This is a genomic window from Vibrio sp. V12_P9A6T4, assembly GCF_963874835.1.
Taxonomy (GTDB): Bacteria; Pseudomonadota; Gammaproteobacteria; order Enterobacterales; family Vibrionaceae; genus Vibrio; species Vibrio anguillarum.
The window spans coordinates 25,555-41,903 of the sequence record NZ_CAWNJO010000040.1 but is presented as its reverse complement, the minus strand read 5'-3'; the positions used below and the strand labels follow the sequence as shown (position 1 = coordinate 41,903).

13 protein-coding genes are annotated in these 16,349 nt (G+C 45.7%); 3 read left to right on the top strand and 10 right to left on the bottom strand.

The features are described from left to right. Nucleotides 1-8 precede the first annotated feature (8 nt). Nucleotides 9-1,235 (top strand): DEAD/DEAH box helicase, encoded by a 1,227-nt coding sequence (locus AACQ42_RS05295; RefSeq protein ID WP_094166089.1) that lies wholly within the window; start codon nt 9-11, stop codon nt 1,233-1,235. 445 nt (nt 1,236-1,680) lie between these two features. Next, nucleotides 1,681-2,916, top strand: coding sequence for a RidA family protein (locus AACQ42_RS05290; RefSeq protein ID WP_094166088.1), 1,236 nt, complete (start codon nt 1,681-1,683; stop codon nt 2,914-2,916). Between the two features lie 139 nt (nt 2,917-3,055). On the opposite strand, the gene AACQ42_RS05285 is transcribed toward AACQ42_RS05290, so the two are convergent. Continuing rightward, nucleotides 3,056-3,712 carry an HAD family hydrolase gene (locus AACQ42_RS05285; RefSeq protein ID WP_017044984.1) on the bottom strand — a complete coding sequence of 219 codons (657 nt, stop codon included), beginning with the start codon at nt 3,710-3,712 and terminating at the stop codon, nt 3,056-3,058. A gap of 217 nt (nt 3,713-3,929) precedes the next feature. Between AACQ42_RS05285 and AACQ42_RS05280 the strand changes: the two genes are divergently transcribed. Further along, nucleotides 3,930-5,666 (top strand): SulP family inorganic anion transporter, encoded by a 1,737-nt coding sequence (locus tag AACQ42_RS05280; RefSeq protein WP_050934249.1) that lies wholly within the window; start codon nt 3,930-3,932, stop codon nt 5,664-5,666. 253 nt (nt 5,667-5,919) lie between these two features. Here the strand turns inward: AACQ42_RS05280 and AACQ42_RS05275 are convergent, their stop codons facing one another. The 9 genes from AACQ42_RS05275 to AACQ42_RS05235 all read right to left on the bottom strand — a co-directional run bounded on the left by AACQ42_RS05275 (nt 5,920) and on the right by AACQ42_RS05235 (nt 16,325). After that, entirely contained in the window at nt 5,920-6,801 is an 882-nt protein-coding gene (locus AACQ42_RS05275; RefSeq protein WP_094166087.1) for a YjjW family glycine radical enzyme activase, read from the bottom strand. Nucleotides 6,802-6,832: 31 nt separating this feature from the next. Then, nucleotides 6,833-8,377 (bottom strand): YjjI family glycine radical enzyme, encoded by a 1,545-nt coding sequence (locus AACQ42_RS05270; RefSeq protein ID WP_094166086.1) that lies wholly within the window; start codon nt 8,375-8,377, stop codon nt 6,833-6,835. A 145-nt stretch (nt 8,378-8,522) separates the two neighbouring features. Beyond that, complete coding sequence (locus AACQ42_RS05265; protein ID WP_013868283.1) at nt 8,523-9,137, bottom strand: glutathione S-transferase family protein; 615 nt, start codon at nt 9,135-9,137, stop codon at nt 8,523-8,525. 13 nt (nt 9,138-9,150) lie between these two features. Next, nucleotides 9,151-10,182, bottom strand: a complete 1,032-nt coding sequence (locus AACQ42_RS05260; protein WP_017046824.1) for an NADP-dependent oxidoreductase — start codon at nt 10,180-10,182, stop codon at nt 9,151-9,153. An 84-nt stretch (nt 10,183-10,266) separates the two neighbouring features. Then, nucleotides 10,267-10,863: a TetR/AcrR family transcriptional regulator gene (locus AACQ42_RS05255; RefSeq protein WP_038148298.1), complete on the bottom strand. Its 597-nt coding sequence runs from the start codon at nt 10,861-10,863 to the stop codon at nt 10,267-10,269. 173 nt (nt 10,864-11,036) lie between these two features. Continuing rightward, nucleotides 11,037-13,334 carry a glycoside hydrolase gene (locus AACQ42_RS05250; protein ID WP_094166085.1) on the bottom strand — a complete coding sequence of 766 codons (2,298 nt, stop codon included), beginning with the start codon at nt 13,332-13,334 and terminating at the stop codon, nt 11,037-11,039. Nucleotides 13,335-13,409: 75 nt separating this feature from the next. Continuing rightward, nucleotides 13,410-14,237, bottom strand: coding sequence for a DUF2861 family protein (locus tag AACQ42_RS05245; RefSeq protein ID WP_088733094.1), 828 nt, complete (start codon nt 14,235-14,237; stop codon nt 13,410-13,412). Continuing rightward, the gene (locus tag AACQ42_RS05240; RefSeq protein ID WP_017044992.1) at nt 14,230-14,883 is read right to left on the bottom strand and encodes a response regulator transcription factor; all 654 of its coding nucleotides are present in this window, start codon (nt 14,881-14,883) and stop codon (nt 14,230-14,232) included. The genes AACQ42_RS05245 and AACQ42_RS05240 overlap by 8 nt, the downstream gene beginning before the upstream one ends. After that, nucleotides 14,880-16,325 (bottom strand): ATP-binding protein, encoded by a 1,446-nt coding sequence (locus tag AACQ42_RS05235; RefSeq protein ID WP_094166084.1) that lies wholly within the window; start codon nt 16,323-16,325, stop codon nt 14,880-14,882. Before AACQ42_RS05235 ends, AACQ42_RS05240 begins: the two co-directional genes overlap by 4 nt. Between the last annotated feature and the right edge of the window lie 24 nt (nt 16,326-16,349).

The following is a 16,349-nucleotide window of genomic DNA, read 5'->3' as shown; positions in this document are numbered from 1 at the left end:
AGTCGTTTATGAATTTTTCTAAGCTTAACTTAAGCGCCCCTTTGATGACTGCGCTGCCTGCGTCGCGACACACGGCGACCAAAATCCAACAATTGGCTATTCCAGCCGTACTTTCTGGGCAAGATGTGCTTGCCTTCGCGCAGACGGGCAGTGGTAAAACGTTAGCTTATGGTTTGCCTTTACTGCAACGGATTGAAGTTAATACTCTTGAAATTCAATCCGTTGTCATTGTTCCTACCCGTGAATTAGCACAACAAGTCAGCCAAGAGCTGAGTACCGTGGCAAGCAAAATGGGTATTAGCTTATGCACTTTATGCGGGGGAGTGGCCCAAGAAGAGCAGCTTGCGCAGTTGGCCAAATTACCGCATTTAATCGTCGCGACACCGGGCCGCTTGCTTGATTTACTCACACAGCAACTGATCTCATTGGAGTCGATGCACTGTGTGGTGTTAGATGAAGCTGACAGACTGTTAGAGATGGGGTTTTGGCCGGATGTACAACGCCTGCTCAGTTTTATGCCCCAAACCAAACAAACGTTGTTGTTTTCCGCCACACTCGCCGCCGATCTCGAACAGGTGGCATTGGCCGTGTTAAATAACCCGGTAAAGATAGAGGCGAATCAAGCCAATCAAGTGGTGGAAGAAATTGAAGAGCAGCTCTACCTTGTGAATAAGGGCAGTAAAGCACAAGCATTAATTGCTCTGATTAAGCAGCGTGCTGGGCAGCAAGTATTAGTATTCATTAGCGCCCGTGATAGTGCTGACGCGGTCGCGAAAAAATTACTCAAAGCGGGTATTCGTGCGGCAGCTTTGCATGGTGAAAAAGATCAAGTTATTCGCGAGCAAACGTTAGCCGATTTCAAAGCGAATCAAGTGGATGTACTGGTGGCCACCGATTTACTGGCGCGTGGTATTCACATTGACGCGCTGCCAGTGGTGATCAATTTTGATTTACCGCCTAGTGCGCCAGTTTATATTCACCGCGTTGGCCGCACAGCGCGTGCTGGTCAAGGTGGTGTGGCGATTTCACTGGTCTGCCATGGTGAAAGCCAAGCGCTGGAGGCTATCCGCAGCTTAACGCAGCGCGCTTTACCTCTGCAGGCGTTGACCGATTTTCCAGTGACAGACCAACCTACTAGCGGTGAACCGAAGCGCAAACCGCGCGATAAGCAAGCCAACCGCCGCAGTGCTCAAAAGCGCAGCGTGAAGCAGTTTCAACAGAAAACAAGCCATTAAGTAGCTCAATATACGCATGCTATTGTGCGTTTTGATGGAGTAAGGAAACTAAGTGACTCAGGAAATTTATGCATTTATCACGATTGAAATGGCATATTAATCGAGTTTATGTGTAAATTTTCAGCAGCTTATTGTGAACAACCTATCATTATTGGATTAAATCAAGAAAATGCAGTATTCAGTTTCATGAGATTATATTCACAATTTTAGAATCATTTCTAGGATAAATATTCTTTAATCCACGTTATTAACACGATTTTGGATAATTAGTCGTTAATCAATCATTATCAATATAAGCGATGACTTTCTAGTCAAATAATATTTTAATGTATGTCACATTTACTGAAATTTTTTTAACTTACCATTTCGCCACTTTGATTGTTTTATCAAAAACACTTATTAAATATAAATACGTATTTCTACTAATAATAGGATAAATTTCGATATGGCTGCCGATATTGTAAAGGTTTCAAGAAACACAGAAAATGCACCTATATGTGCTGTCTCTACACAAACTGTCGCTTTTTCTCATTATAATAATATTTCAGCACAACTACCGATAGATCCTAAAACAGGTGAAATTGTTATTGGTTGTATAAATGACCAAACAAAGCAATGTCTGAATAATATACAGTCTATCGTAGAAAGTATTGGTCACGTTATGGATGATGTGGTCAAAATTAATATTTTTGTAAAGAATATTTCAGATATTGATGCCATCAAAAAAGTATACCCCACTTTTTTTCAGGGGCCGCTTCCTACAGTGACCATAGCGGCGGTTGCGGCTTTACCTGTCAGTGATGCTTTAGTGCAAATTGATGCTCTTATTTCAAACGGTGAAGGCACTGCTCCACAAGCGCCTTGTGAGCTCATCAAAGTGTCAAGGAATACTGAGCATGCACCTCAAGGTCTATACTCTCAAACCGCGGCCTTCTCTCATTATAATAACCTCTCGGCTCAATTGCCGATTGAACCCAAAACGGGAGAAATAGTACAAGGTGGTATTAAAGAACAGAGTCAACAGTGTTTGAATAATATTAATGCTATCTTAGAAAGTATTGGTCATACGATGGCTGATATCGTTAAAACAACGATATTTCTTAAAAATATATCTGATGCAGAAGCCATCAATGAAGTCTGTGGGCAATTTTTCCCAAGTTATGTGCCTGCGCGAAGCCTAGTTAGTGTTGCTGACTTGCCTATGAATGCATTGGTGCAAATTGATGTTGTTGTGTCACATGGTGATGGTACACCGCCACAGCTTCCTGAAGATACTCGCTTACTTGTGATTGAAGCAAATAATACCGTGAATGCACCTGAAGTCGACTATTCCCACTCTGTTGCTTTTTCTCATTATAATCATATTTCAGGTCAGTTACCTTTATCTCCAAAAAATAATGAAGTTGTTGCTGGTGGAATAAAAGAACAAGTTAAGCAGTGTTTAGAAAATATAAAGAATATTGTAGAGAGTGTTGAGCATGTTATGGATGATATTGTTAAAGTCAATATTCAAATAAAAAATATGGATGACATTAATATTGTCAATGAAGTTTACACAACCTTCTTTAACCATGAGCTACCTGCGAGAACCGTGATTGGTGTTTCAGAGCTGCCTATGGATGCGTTAATACAAATTGATGCTGTAGTTTCTAATTGTGAAGGTACACCACCTAAATATTAACGAATATTTCTTATTGACTAAAGAAGGGGGTATCAATGATACCCCCTTGTTACTTGTTAGCTATCTGTAATTGCAATACCAATATCACGCTGTTTAGTTATGGCAATCGAAATCAAACAGGCGGCGTATGAAAAACCGATCAATTACTGTTTTTTAGGGCCGTTAAAACGTGATGTAGTGAGGGGACCACTTGGTGTCCAAGCGCCAAAACCTCTTCACTGGGTTCGACGAGATCAGGAATTTGGTAGGTGATCATATTCGCACTCACGGCGGATCGCACGCCGTTATTAGAATCTTCAAAGGCTAAGCATTGGGTCGGTTCAGCGCCAAGACGTTGCGCAGCGAGTAGATAAATCTCAGGATCGGGTTTGCCATGTGTCACTTCACAACCGGTTGTGAACGAGTCAAAATATTGCTCAAGGCCTGAAAGGCGCAGCTTAATTTGTGCCACGTCTTTTTGGGTTGATGTTGCGACAGCAGTAGGAACACGATTGGCTTTTAACCATTGTAATAACTCGATAACCCCTTCTTTCACTGGGATCGCCTGGTGTTTCACCACGGCATCGTAACGTTTACGCCACTCCGTATGTAATACCGGATAGTCTAATTCTGGCCCGTAGCCTGCGCGCAGTGCTTGTTCAATGCCTGCCGCATTGCGACCAATAGCCGAGAGATAAACCTCTTTTAAAAATGGGACGCCAACTGCGTGGCAAGCTTGTTCGAATATCGTAAGGCAGACACGTTCCGTGTCGAGTAACAGTCCATCCATATCAAAAATGGCAGCTTGAAATTTCATAAGTACAACTTTAGGCGAGTGAAATGGAGTGGGCTATTTTCACATAAGTCGACCTATGGAGGCGATCTTTTTCCTGCACTTTTTCTTTTTCTCATACTTCAATAAAATCAGCCAATTATAAGCGCTAGTTTGTTAGCAATGAGTTATGCTTAATGTGAAAACCTTGTTGCGAGAAGAGGGGGGAAGCAATTTGAATAGTGCATTTGTACAACAGTGGATGCCGGGTTTACACCAACTGAAAGACTATGAAACTCGCTGGTTGATGGATGACGTACGTGCGGCGCTTTCTGTGGTTGCGGTTGCACTGCCTGTCGCGATAGCGTACGCGCAGCTCACTGGAGTAAGCGCGATTGTCGGCTTATATTCCTGCGTATTGCCGATGTTGGTTTACGCGATTTTTGGCACGTCTAGGCAGTTGATCTTAGGCCCAGACGCGGCAACTTGCGCAGTGATTGCGGCGGTAGTGACACCGCTGGCGATGGGCGATCCTCTCAAACACTGGCAGTTGGTCATGACAATGACGGCAATGACTGGTGTATGGTGTTTGCTGGCCAGTCGTTTCAAACTCGGTATTTTAGCCGATTTTCTCTCTCGCCCTATTTTACTTGGGTTGTTAAACGGTGTTGCTCTGACCATTATCGTGGGTCAATTTGCTAAAGTGTTTGGGCTGAAATATGAGCAGCAATATCTACTAGAGCGTATCGTGGAAGCGCCATCCTTACTGATTGATTTGCATTGGCAAACCTTATTGATAAGTGCGCTGACAGTGGTGGTTTATTTTCTGTGTAAGCGTGTCAGGCCCAATTGGCCAGCAGCGATGTTGGCTATCATCGCTGCTGCATTTTGGGTGTGGTTTTTTGGCGCTGAACATCTTGGCGTTAAAGTCGTTGGTTTAATCCAAGGTGGGTTACCGATATTCCAAACCCCTCTATTTGATCTAGGGGTGAGCCGTGAATTAGTCATGCCCGCTTTGAACTTAGCGATGGTGAGCTTTGTCAGTATGATGCTCACTGCGCGCAGTTTTGCGGCAAAAAATGGTTACGATATTGACGCCGACAAAGAGTTTCGCGCGCTTGGCTTAGCTAATATCGCTTCTGCATTTTCACAAGGTTTTGCCATCAGTGGGGCGGATTCACGTACGGCGGTGAATGACGCTAATGGTGGAAAATCGCAATTAGTTTCGATTATTGCAGCGATTGTGATTGGATTTGTCGCGATTGTGGCGTATCAGCCACTGCAATACATTCCGATTGCTGCATTGGGAGTTGTGTTGATTATCGCGTCTATCTCGTTGTTGGATCTGAAAGGGATTTGGAGTTTACACAAGCGTGATAAAGACGCCTTCTATTTGGCAAGCTTAACCTTCATCGCTGTATTGGTCATTGGCGTTATCCCAGGCATCACTCTTGCGGTATTACTGGGTCTGTTCCAGTTCTTACGCACCGTGATGCGGCCAAGTGATCAAACATTGGGTTTGGATGATAAAGGCACGATTCGCACGATTGATACGTCAGCGAAGGCGAAACCAATACCGGGTTTGGTGATTTATCGTTTCAACTCTCCGCTGACTTATTTCAATGCGCCTTACTTTAAACGTCGTATTTTATTTCACACTGAATCGGCGGGCATGAGTGTGGGGTGTGTGATTATTGATGCGGTGTCGAGTTTTACCCATTTAGATTTAAGCGTCATGGCGATGTTATCGGACGTGCAAAGCATTCTGAAAAAGCGAGGCATTCGTTTAGTGCTAGCGGGGCGTAAACGCAGTTTGAGAAAATGGTGTGAGATCGCTGGAATTTCAACGGGTGATGGCGGCGTGGTGATTCGTGCGGACATGTATTTAGCCATTAAGCTAAGTGGATGTTACCAACACGCTGTAGAAGAAGGGCAAGTTCCGCCAGTACAAAAAGAGCCGCAAAAGGATATTGAAGGTGAAATTGCGGCTGCTATTTAAAATGAGGTTGGCTCTCGTTAATAATATTGGTTCTCGTTAATAAAAGATAAAGAGCTCTTGAGTATCGAAAAGATGTAAGAAATCCCATTCAATCATGATGCTTTCCTTTTTATGTGATGAGAGCGAGTGCTCGGCCTTTTGCTAAACGGTTAGTGCCTGTTTGGATAATCATAGGTGAGCGTTATGCATTAGGCAAAATGGTACGGGTTATTAATCTAATATAGGTAGCCTATGGGCATGGTGGTTTTCGACGCTAGGCGTAGCGTGTCGGCAGGTAAACAGTTCGCTGTACTTGAGCGGCCAGTTTTCGATGAAACTGCAACATTGCACCTTCACTGCATGGTTGCCAAGTTAAGGCCTTGCCGACCACACCGTGATGCTGGAAGGCGTTGAGCCGAATGCTGACGTTCGCAGGCAACTGGTTAATCAGATGCGCCACTTCGGTAATTTCAGTCTCTAAATCACTTTTGTCCGGTATATGTAGCAGTCGCACTTCGTGCAGTTTATTCCGTTTAGAGAGGTGGAAAATAGTGCGTATCACTCTATGGTTACTGCGTCCGGTTAGCCACCGATGCGTCTCCTCTTGCCAGGTTTTTAAATCGATCATTGCGCCATCCAAATAGGGCGAGATTTTGTCCCATCCCGATTCGGATAGTGAGCCATTACTATCAATAAAACAGCTGAGGTGTTTCAATTCTTCATCGTGTTTGATGGCTTTGAAAAGAGCGATGATAAACGGAAGTTGTAGGGTTGCTTCCCCACCTGAAATGGTAATACCGGCTAAGAAATAATGATTTCGGCGGATAAGTTCCACGAGTTGTTCAACACTGTAGTGATGAATTTTGGGGTTTGATTGGTGCATGCAGTGCTCAATGCAGCGATCGCAGTGAGTGCATTTATCTGCTAGCCATTCGACTTGCTGGTCAGCATTGAGGCGCAGTGCTTGCGATGGGCAGGTTGGCACACAATCACCGCAATGGTGACAGTGACGAATCGTATGTGGGTTATGGCAAGACAAGCAATTGAAGTTGCAACCTTGCATAAAAATGACCAGTCGGTTGCCCGGGCCATCAACGCAGGAGAAAGTCAGCACTCGGCTGACTTTTGCTCGGAGCGGCTGTTTTTCACTCACCATTAGCTTGGCTGACCATTAGCTTGGCTGACCATTAGCTTGGCTGATAAGCAGGTTGTATTTCATGGCTAACCACGCGTGCTTTTCGCTTGAGCACGGCGGTGTTTTTGGCCGCTTCTGCCCCAAGAAACGTGGTGTTGGTGCGTGATCCGCGCTGCTCAAATTGCGCTATTTCAGACAGTTTCACCATGTAACCCGTAATGCGAACTAAATCGTTCGAAGCCACGTTTGCCGTAAATTCGCGATAGCCCGAGTGGAGGGCTCCTTTACATAGGTTGAACATCGCCTCTGGGTTGGCCTTTATGGTTTCATCCAGAGTTAAAATATCGCTGATACCAGAGGTGTAATATTGATGATGTCCAGCCGTTGCTTGTACATATTCAATCGGGTTGGGTTCGGTGCCATAAGGGATGCGCACGCCCGGAGTGACATCAAGATCAAGGCTAATACCACCTTGCGCGTGCAGTAAAGCACGGTCGTTGAAGCCATATTTGACTGGTGAGTTTTGTACAATGTCGGCCAGCTTGGCGGAAATGGCGATGCCTAATTGGTTGGCGATATCATCATGGCCATAACGAGCGTTACTCTGCTCCTTTTCCAGTAATAGATTAACGGCTTCAGCCATGCCATAAATGCCAAACATCGGTGCGAAACGGGATTCTTCAATCAACCCTTCTTGAGTCAGAAAACCTTCAAAAAAATGAGATTGTTGGTGCAGATGAGCAGCTCGAACATCCATCAGCTCAATCATATATTGGCTGTAAGTGGGTAGAATCTGATCTAAAAATGTTTGGCGGTCACTGGCTTTTTTCGCGGCCTCTTTTAAATTCATTCTGACTAAAGTATTGCAGCCTCCCGCTAAAGGAAGTGAGTTGTAGCAACTGACGATACCAAAACCTTGCTCGCCATAGGCGGTGGCATGAATCGGATAGTTGGCGATGTGCGGTTTACTGCATTGACAGATATTATCGGTCGCTTGTCGCAGTAAATCGTCAGGAGTGATAGAAGGGTCATACATGAAGGTAAGGTTGGGAGCGATCTGTTTCAGTTCAGCATCGACACGTAAAATAGTACGACAAATAATATTGTCGCTCGGGCCGATGTTGGCGTGCATGAAAGCATCGGGCAGAGTGCGATCAAGCATGATCCAAAACAGCTTCAGTTTTTGATAAATCGACGCTTCGCTCAGTTCGCCCACATAGGGCAATAACACGCTATCTAATTGCCCCAAATAGACAGGAATAGAAGTCACTGAAGGCACGTGATGGTACAAAATGGTCAACATATTGAGTGCTTCATCAAAATTACTGGCAGGCGAAAGCTCTAAATACTCACTGCCTTGTGCTAAAAATTTTGCGTAGTCAGGCAACACGTAACGTGGTTTAAAAGGGGCATGGCCCTCAAACATATCGCAGATAATGCCTTGTTCCATTGCACGAGCTAACTCAGGAGAGAGTTTCAGATAGGGCAAGCTTGCTTCGGCCTCTAGCGCAAGGAAGTGCGACTTTTGTTTAGGCGAGAGGTGTGCGTCAGTGACGATGGCTTGGAAGCGTTGCTGTGTATCGAGTGGATGGCTCATGAATTAAACCCTTATATTATTGTGGTTTAATCCTAATGTGCTTGGTTACTTTTCACTATTGATAATACATCAAGTAGTCATTTCCATAATGGAAATTAAAACGCCACTTCGTTATCGTCGAAGTGGCGTCATCAGGAACCTAAGGTTAGGCGTATTGCGCTTCGATTTGGTTCGATTTTAGATAAGCAGGGTGAGTGGCGAGCTGCTTTAAGTAACGTTCAATATTCGGGAAGTGAGTAATCGCTCCGTTGGTCAGCAATATTTCAGCAATGAATGACATCATGAAATCAGCGCCAGTGAGTTGGTCGGCCACTAAGTAGCGTTTACCCGCTAAACACTGGTCAAAATAACTCATCACTTTGGCCGTTTCGCTTTCTGCATAGCCACCAAGGAAATTGGTTTGGCAGCCATCTTTGGCAACAAACATCTTTAATAGCAGCGGCAATATGGCAGAGCTTTCCGCAAAGTGGAGCCATTGCTGGTATTGCACATATTCCACGCTGCCACGCTGAGGCGCAAAGTGTTGGCCGTATTTTTCTATCAAGTAATCGGTAATGGCGCCAGATTCAGCAATCACCAAGCCATTGTCTTCAATCACAGGTGACTTACCTAGCGGATGCACGCTTTTTAGCTCCGGCGGTGCTAGAAAGGTCACGCTATCACGTTGATATGGAACCACTTGATACTCAACCCCTAACTCTTCAAGTAACCAGATAATGCGCTTAGAGCGTGATTTATTAAGGTGATGAAGTTTGATCATTGTGCTGTCCTTATTAAAGTGGTTGGTTGATTTGGATAACCAGTTTGCCAAAGTTTTTGCCTTCCAATAGACCAATAAAGGCTTGTGGTGCGTTTTCTAAACCGTCAATCAGTTGCTCGCGGTATTTCACTTTCCCTTCACTTAGCCATTGAGTCATGTCAGTAGCAAATTCGTTATAGCGATGGCCGTAGTCATCAAAAATAATGAAACCTTGCATGCGAATACGTTTGGTAAGTAAGGTGCCCATCAGCATAGAGAGACGATCAGGTCCTTCAGGCAGCGACGTTGCATTGTATTGAGAAATCAAGCCACACAGCGGAACTCGCGCTGCTGTGTTAAGCAGAGGTAAAACCGCATCAAAGACTTTGCCACCGACATTTTCGTAGTAAACGTCAATCCCTTGAGCACATGTTTTAGCCAATTGCTCTGCAAAATCGTCAGCTTTGTGATCAATACATTCATCAAAACCTAATACTTCTTTAGCGTAACGACATTTTTCCTCACCGCCAGCAATGCCGACCACGCGGCAGCCTTTGATTTTAGCAATTTGACCAACCGTTGCCCCTACTGGGCCAGTGGCGGCGGCGACTACCACAGTTTCACCTTGCTTCGGTTGGCCGATGTCTAGCAAACCCATATAAGCGGTAAAACCGGGCATTCCCATGATGCCTAGTGCGTATGAGGGTGAGGTTGGATTTTTACCGAGTTTAAGTAAACCTTCGCCATTAGAAATAGCGTAATCCTGCCATCCGGTATAAGCGAGTACCCACTCACCTTGCTCAAATTTTGGGTGGTTTGATACTTCCACTTGACACACGCTCCCGCCTACCATGACATCATCAATTGCGACAGGATCGGCGTACGATTTAGCGTCACTCATGCGGCCGCGCATGTAGGGGTCAAGTGAAAGATAAACACTACGCAGCAGCACTTCACCAGCGGCAGGTGTTGGTTTAGGCGCATGTTCTAAGCGAAAGTTAGCAGGCGTTGGTGCACCGACAGGGCGTGAAGCGAGTACAATGCGGCGGTTAGTTTGTTCAGTCATTGGAGAGTCCTTTATTATTTTAAATTAGACCAGTCGTCTAGTCTGGATTTCAAAAAAACCGCTATCGAAATAGCGGGGTAAATCTTAACTAGGGCACTGGCCTTGCAAAATGTGTTCGGTGCTCGTAAGCGCTTGTGCAAGCCCTTGGTTATCTTGACGCAGTTTACTGAGCAAACTTGCGCCGAGCCAAAGGTTATAAAGCAATTCTGCGGTTTGCTGGCTGTGTTGTACGTGAATGGAGCCGTCGTCGATCCCTTGCTGGATACATTTTCCGACCGCCTCAATAATGCTATCTGCACCTTTAAGTAAAGCAATACGCATCGCATCAGACAAGTCTGAAACTTCAGCGCTTAATTTCACCACCAAGCAGCGCTGTGCGTTACATAAGCCATTGCTCTGCTCATACCAACATTGCCAATAATGCATCAAGTGTTGATAGGCGTTTCCTTCTTCTTGGTCAAAAAGGGCATTAATCCGTACTAAATAGTGCTGAAAATAGTCCGTAATCAGTGCCTCGCCAAATTGCTCTTTTGACTTAAAGTAGTGATAGAAAGAGCCTTTGGGCACATCAGCGGTTTTTAATAATTCAGACAAGCCTACACTGGTGAAGCCTTTGGTTACGACCAGTTGGTAACCGACCTCAAGGATGTGTTGGCGAGTATCATGGGTTTTTGTATTCATGGACGGCACTATAATTTAAATTAGACCAGTCGTCTAGTTTTGTTTGCCCATATTGTATTTGTGCTACTGGCTATGGTTGTTGAATAACAGAAATGGACACTTCCTCCTTGAAGTGTCGCACTATTATTTATCTTTTAATGAGTTACTTATCTTTTAATGAGTGAGAGATGAGACTATTTTTCTGTCTTTAGCGTATCCGATGGCCAAATGAGGTTTTGCCCATTGCTGAGTTCAGCTTGAATACTCAAGGCTGGAACTATTTCCTTATCCTCTTTTTTATATGGCTGCGTAGAGAAATTGGCGGTAATTTTACTGCCATCACCAAAGGTTGTTTGTTGTACCATCCCTTGTTCATCAAGCCATTTAAAATCGACTAAAGGTTGGTTCCACACGACTTCATGGATTGGTGTAAACCCTTGTTGATAGCGGCGTAATTCGTTGACTCGAGCGCTGTTAGGCGTCGCTTCATCACGGCTAAGGTGAATCATCGCTGGGGTGTTATACAGCATGGCGATTAAATCTCGCTCCGCTTGCACGTTGGAAAACTTCAAACTATCGCTGTGCCAGTGGTGACTGTTGATCACCTCATCATGGAACACGGTTTGATAGAGAGGAATACGGTATTGCGGTGCAAATAACAGTGTTTTGTACGGCTCTTTGACTTGCGCGGGTTTGAAGAAAAAATCGGGCTTATTGTCTGGAAACCATGCCCCAAGAAAATAAGGCGATTGACGGTTAGTTTTCATATCCGGATCTGTCCAGCCAAATCCTACCGTTTCTAAACCATGAGCAAAGGCGAGCCCTTGTGTCGTCAGGCTGTTACCATCTTCAGAGCCGAGAACCACATTCTGTTCATTGGCTATCCAGCGCATGCGTTGATTAAATGCCTCCAGCATCGCGCTTTCTTTCATTCCTTGGCCCTCTTGGTATGAGTAATCTTCACGTGCCATTCCGGTCCCATCCACATCAAGAAACAGGCTGTTAAAGCGGCCATATTTTAAAATCGCCTCAATGCGTTGCTGCGCAAATCCTAATTGGCATGCAGGGTTAAGGTAAAAGCCGTTGCCACGAAATCCTTTCTGTTGCTTACCGTCGGCGTTTTCTATCGCACATTGCTCACGCATCGAATCCGGTAGCTGCGCGGTAAGCCAACCATCGTTGATGCCTTTTGCAATGGCGGTATTGTAGGAGTCGTACACCCCAACTAAGTAGCCAGCTTGTTTTGCTTGGTCAACCACTTGTGGCTGGTAAAAGGCGGGCATCCAATTATCCAAACCTAACCATAAGTGTTGCAAACCAGCTGAGCTGAGTGCGTCGATCATGGAAGTCGATAGCCCCTGTCCCCAAGTGCTGGCATCACGTAGAAACGGTAGTTTCTGCTCTGCGAGCCATGCTTTTCGTGCCTGAGCGGCTTGATACTGGCTGGCGATCCCAGCCTCGTTATTTGAGGGCGACTCTTTGATCCAAGAGTTCAGCCCATTATTCACCTCTTCAATCAGCAAACGTTTATGATAGCGGCTTAAGAAATCTTTGCCCTTGATGAGCGGTTTGAGTTCTTTGAGTGCTTCGTTTGATGCTGTCCACTGCGGCTGCTCAAAATACCAAGCTTTCAATGCCCAGAAGTCGCTAACATCTTGCTCAGAGAGTAAGTCTCTACCAAACAGATAGACATGGCTTGCGCCGATAAGCTGTTTTATGGCTGGGTTTTGCTGCGCTTTTTGTTCGAGCGTTTGTGATAGCCCATTCTCTTTTCGCCACTGACGGTAGCGTTTGGCACCATCTAGTGGTGAGTTGCCAAGGGAGATTTCCACCTCAAAAGGCTCATCTTTGTTGAGCACAGTGAAAGCGTGCGTGGCTTGCATGTCCAGCTTGTTTTGCTTGGCGCTAAAATTGAGTTTGTTGTTGGTGGCGGTATTGAGTTGGTAGCTCACATACTGCTCATTGCCAGCTTCCACACTCCAAAATGGCATTTTGAGATCTTGCGTGGTATTGCTGGCAGAGCGTTCCGCTATGAGGTAGTTCACCCACTGTGGGTTATCAGTTGGAATGCGCATTCCTTCACTAAAAGGAAGAATGAGCGTTTTGCTTTGCTGATCCGGCAGTTCAAACCACTGCACGGTTAACGGTTTAGCACGAGAGATTTTACTTTCGGCGCTCGCGGTAATCGACAGCTTCAATGTTTGTTGTAAATTGGCCTCGACCTTTAACTGGCTAGGAACAAGCAGCCAAGAGGCGTGATGTTGATTATCTTGTTGCAGTTGGCTGACTTGCTGTGGCTGGCCGTTAACGGTTAGCTGGCCTTGGTTAATGGTTAGCTGGGCATTTTGCTGCCAATCAATAGCAAAATTTTGTGGCTCTATTTGCACGGTTTGGTTTTGATTATGCAGTGTAATTGACGCCGGTTGTGATTGGCTAGCCAACGCCAAAAGTGGCGTACAAGTGATCAATAAAGAACAAAGTGGTTTATACATGGTTTGTCATTTCCAGTGTGTCTCGGTGTGTTGATTACATAAGAAATCGACAAATCAATTGTCACCCTGATGTCTTCATTGAGCCTGATTTGGCAGAGTCAAACGTTGTACATATTCCACTTTGATTGCTCCTTGATATTCGACAGTTTTGATCAGAGTACTGAGCCATTTAGCCGAGCTGGGGGATGAGCTTGGTTTGTCCAATAATTGCTGAGTATTACTCATAGCTACCATATCTTGCTGCTTGATTAACTGAAATTGGTCGTCAAACCATTGCCAAGCAAGGCTTGTTGGGGGGCAGTTTGTCAATACTGTGGGGGACTCAAGTGCTAGTGGGTAGCCACCGTTGGGAGAGGCGGATTGCAACCATGTGGAGCCAAAAGGCATGGTAAGAACTAACCAATAGTGTTGTTTGTCGAGTGTCAGTCGATAAACGCCATCTTGCGGAGCAAAGAGCAGTTCTGGGCTTTCTAATTCTATGTAAGGGGCTGATGACGTTACTTGGCTCTGTGAGATGAGCAAGCCATTGTCAGGGCCAAGAAGTTCAACCTGGCTAGGCAGCTCTGCTCCTTCCATTGATAATTTGAACTGGTAACCTTGCTGCATCACGTTGGTTTTTTTTTGTATCGAGACTTTGATCAGCGCCGCATTTGGTACCACATCGCTTAAGAGCTGTTGGCCACATTGGGTTTGTTCAATAATGGCATGCTTGACGCTTGCCCAGTGTGGCGTGGCAATGGTTTGGTTATTGAGTGCGAGGACCAACTCTTGCCAGGCAAGCTGTGGCTGATGGTTCGCTAAAGCGCGATAGGTTGATTGCAGTGGTGTTGCCATAAACCAATCATCACTCACGGCGTGGCTTGGACTAACGACGAACAGTGCAAACAGCCAAAGGTTACGCATTGGACACCTCGACTAAACGATACCCAACGCCACGAACGGTTTCGATATTGAGTGAGGGTAACTGCTGCCTTAGCTGTAAAACATGGTTATCGACGGTCCGAGTTGAGGGAAAGGCTTGGTAGCCCCACACTTTATTGAGTAGTTCATCACGGTGAAAAACACGTCCTTGATTTTGAACCAGCAGCAGTAATAGCTGAAACTGTTTCGGTTTTAGCGTCATCAACTGCTCACCTAAGGTAACGCTGCGCTTTGAGAGATCAATGGCAATGTCAGCGTAGGAAAGCAAGCTTTCTCCTAATGGTCGCAGTTGCGCTTGAATTCGCGCCAGTAATTCTTGTTGCGAAAATGGCTTGGTGACGTAGTCTTTCGCCCCCGCCATCAGACCTGCTATTTTTTGCTCAACCTCGATTTTAGCCGTCAGGATGATCACTGGCACGGCTTTGGTCATTAGCCATTGAGGCAGATGATCCAAGCTGTCTCCTTGAGCCAGTTGTCTATCTAAAATCACCAAATCGGCGCGAAACCATGCTTTTTTGACTTGTGAGAGCTGCTGTACCCACAAACAATCAAAACCTTGCTGTAGCAAGTAATCATGCAAACCTTGCCCGAGTAGAGGATCATCTTCGACCAATAACAGTGTGTTCATAATGGTAATTCCAATTGGCAGCGAGTGGGGTGGGCTTTACACGTCAGTTTGCCGCCCATTTTAAGCATCAAATGGCTCACAAGACGGAGCCCAATCCCCATATTGGAAGCCGTGCGAGAACGGGAAAATAGCCGTTTTAGACGAGAGGGAAACTCGCCTTCATCGCTAACGCAAAGCCGCAGTTGAGTGTCAGTCACGCTGGCCGTTATTGAGATTGTCCCTTGACCATGTTGCTTGGCATTACGGATCAAGTTATCCAAACAGATCCCAAGCCAGTAATACGGCAGTGTGAGCTCGATATCTTGTGTCAGTTCATAGCTGAGTTCGTGTTTCGCTACGCAGTGATCTAACCAATCTGAGAGATAAGCGGTTTGACATTGAAACGGCTCATTTGGGTCGCTACTCAAAAATCCTTTACTGGTCTGAGCAAGCTGAGCTAAACGTTGGTGATCGGCCAGTAAGCGGCCGAATGTATCTTGGGCCAGCTCTGGGAGAGTATCAAATTGCTGGCGAAACTGCTCAACGGTCAAGCCAAGACTTGTGATAGGGGTGCGTAGTTCATGCGTCAGCAACTGTAAAATAAAGCGTTTTTCTTTGGCTTGTTGGCGGCGTAACCAGAGCGTCCTACTCAGCGTTGCTGCGAGCAACAGCAGTAATATGACCGATAACCACAGTGAGATATTGGGTTTTTCTTGGCTAGAGACACACAGATTACTGTAGCGTAATTGGCAACTTTGAGTAGCCGCTGTGATGGCCGACAATACCAATTGCTGATCGAGCGCGACTTTTTTCCATTGCAATGCGCTCAGTACGCGAATACCGAAATCGCCACTGATCCATAGCCGTTGTTGACGGTCAATATAAGCGCGATAACCGCTGACCAAGGCATCTCGCCCTGCTGTTTCTAAATCGGTAAAAAAGGTGTACAGCGGGTGCTGAGGGTTAGAGAGAGTCGTGTAGGGCTGTAGCTCGGCGTTTTGCTCGGCCGTTATGTTATGAGTAGAAAAAGCTAAGTATCGCTCTGCGTAGCTCCCGCCTGCAGGATGCAGAAACGGAGCAGTCTTAAACCAACGGATGGGCAATTCATCGCCTTGGCATAAAGCGAGTTCAAACGACGCTGCTTTTTGCAATTCAGGGCGTGATGCCAAGGTTTTTGATAAACCGGGCGACAGTGCGCACTGTGAGGCTATCGCTTTGAGCTCGGTTATGGTTTGCCATGAATAACGGGAAAAATCAGGATAGGCGCTGGCGCTGAGCAGAAGATCGACAGGGTATGAGTTAATGCTTTGCAATGGCAAGGCTCGTGCAGCCGATAGCGATTCGGCTTGGCGTAGAAAATGCTGCCAACGATCTTGCAGCGTTTGCTCTTGCCCGTGTGCTAGGTTTGATTGTCCTAGCACTGCGGTGAGTGTGATCAAAAGGTACAGCAGCCGTGTTCTCAACGTTAAGCACTTAGAAAAAGGTTC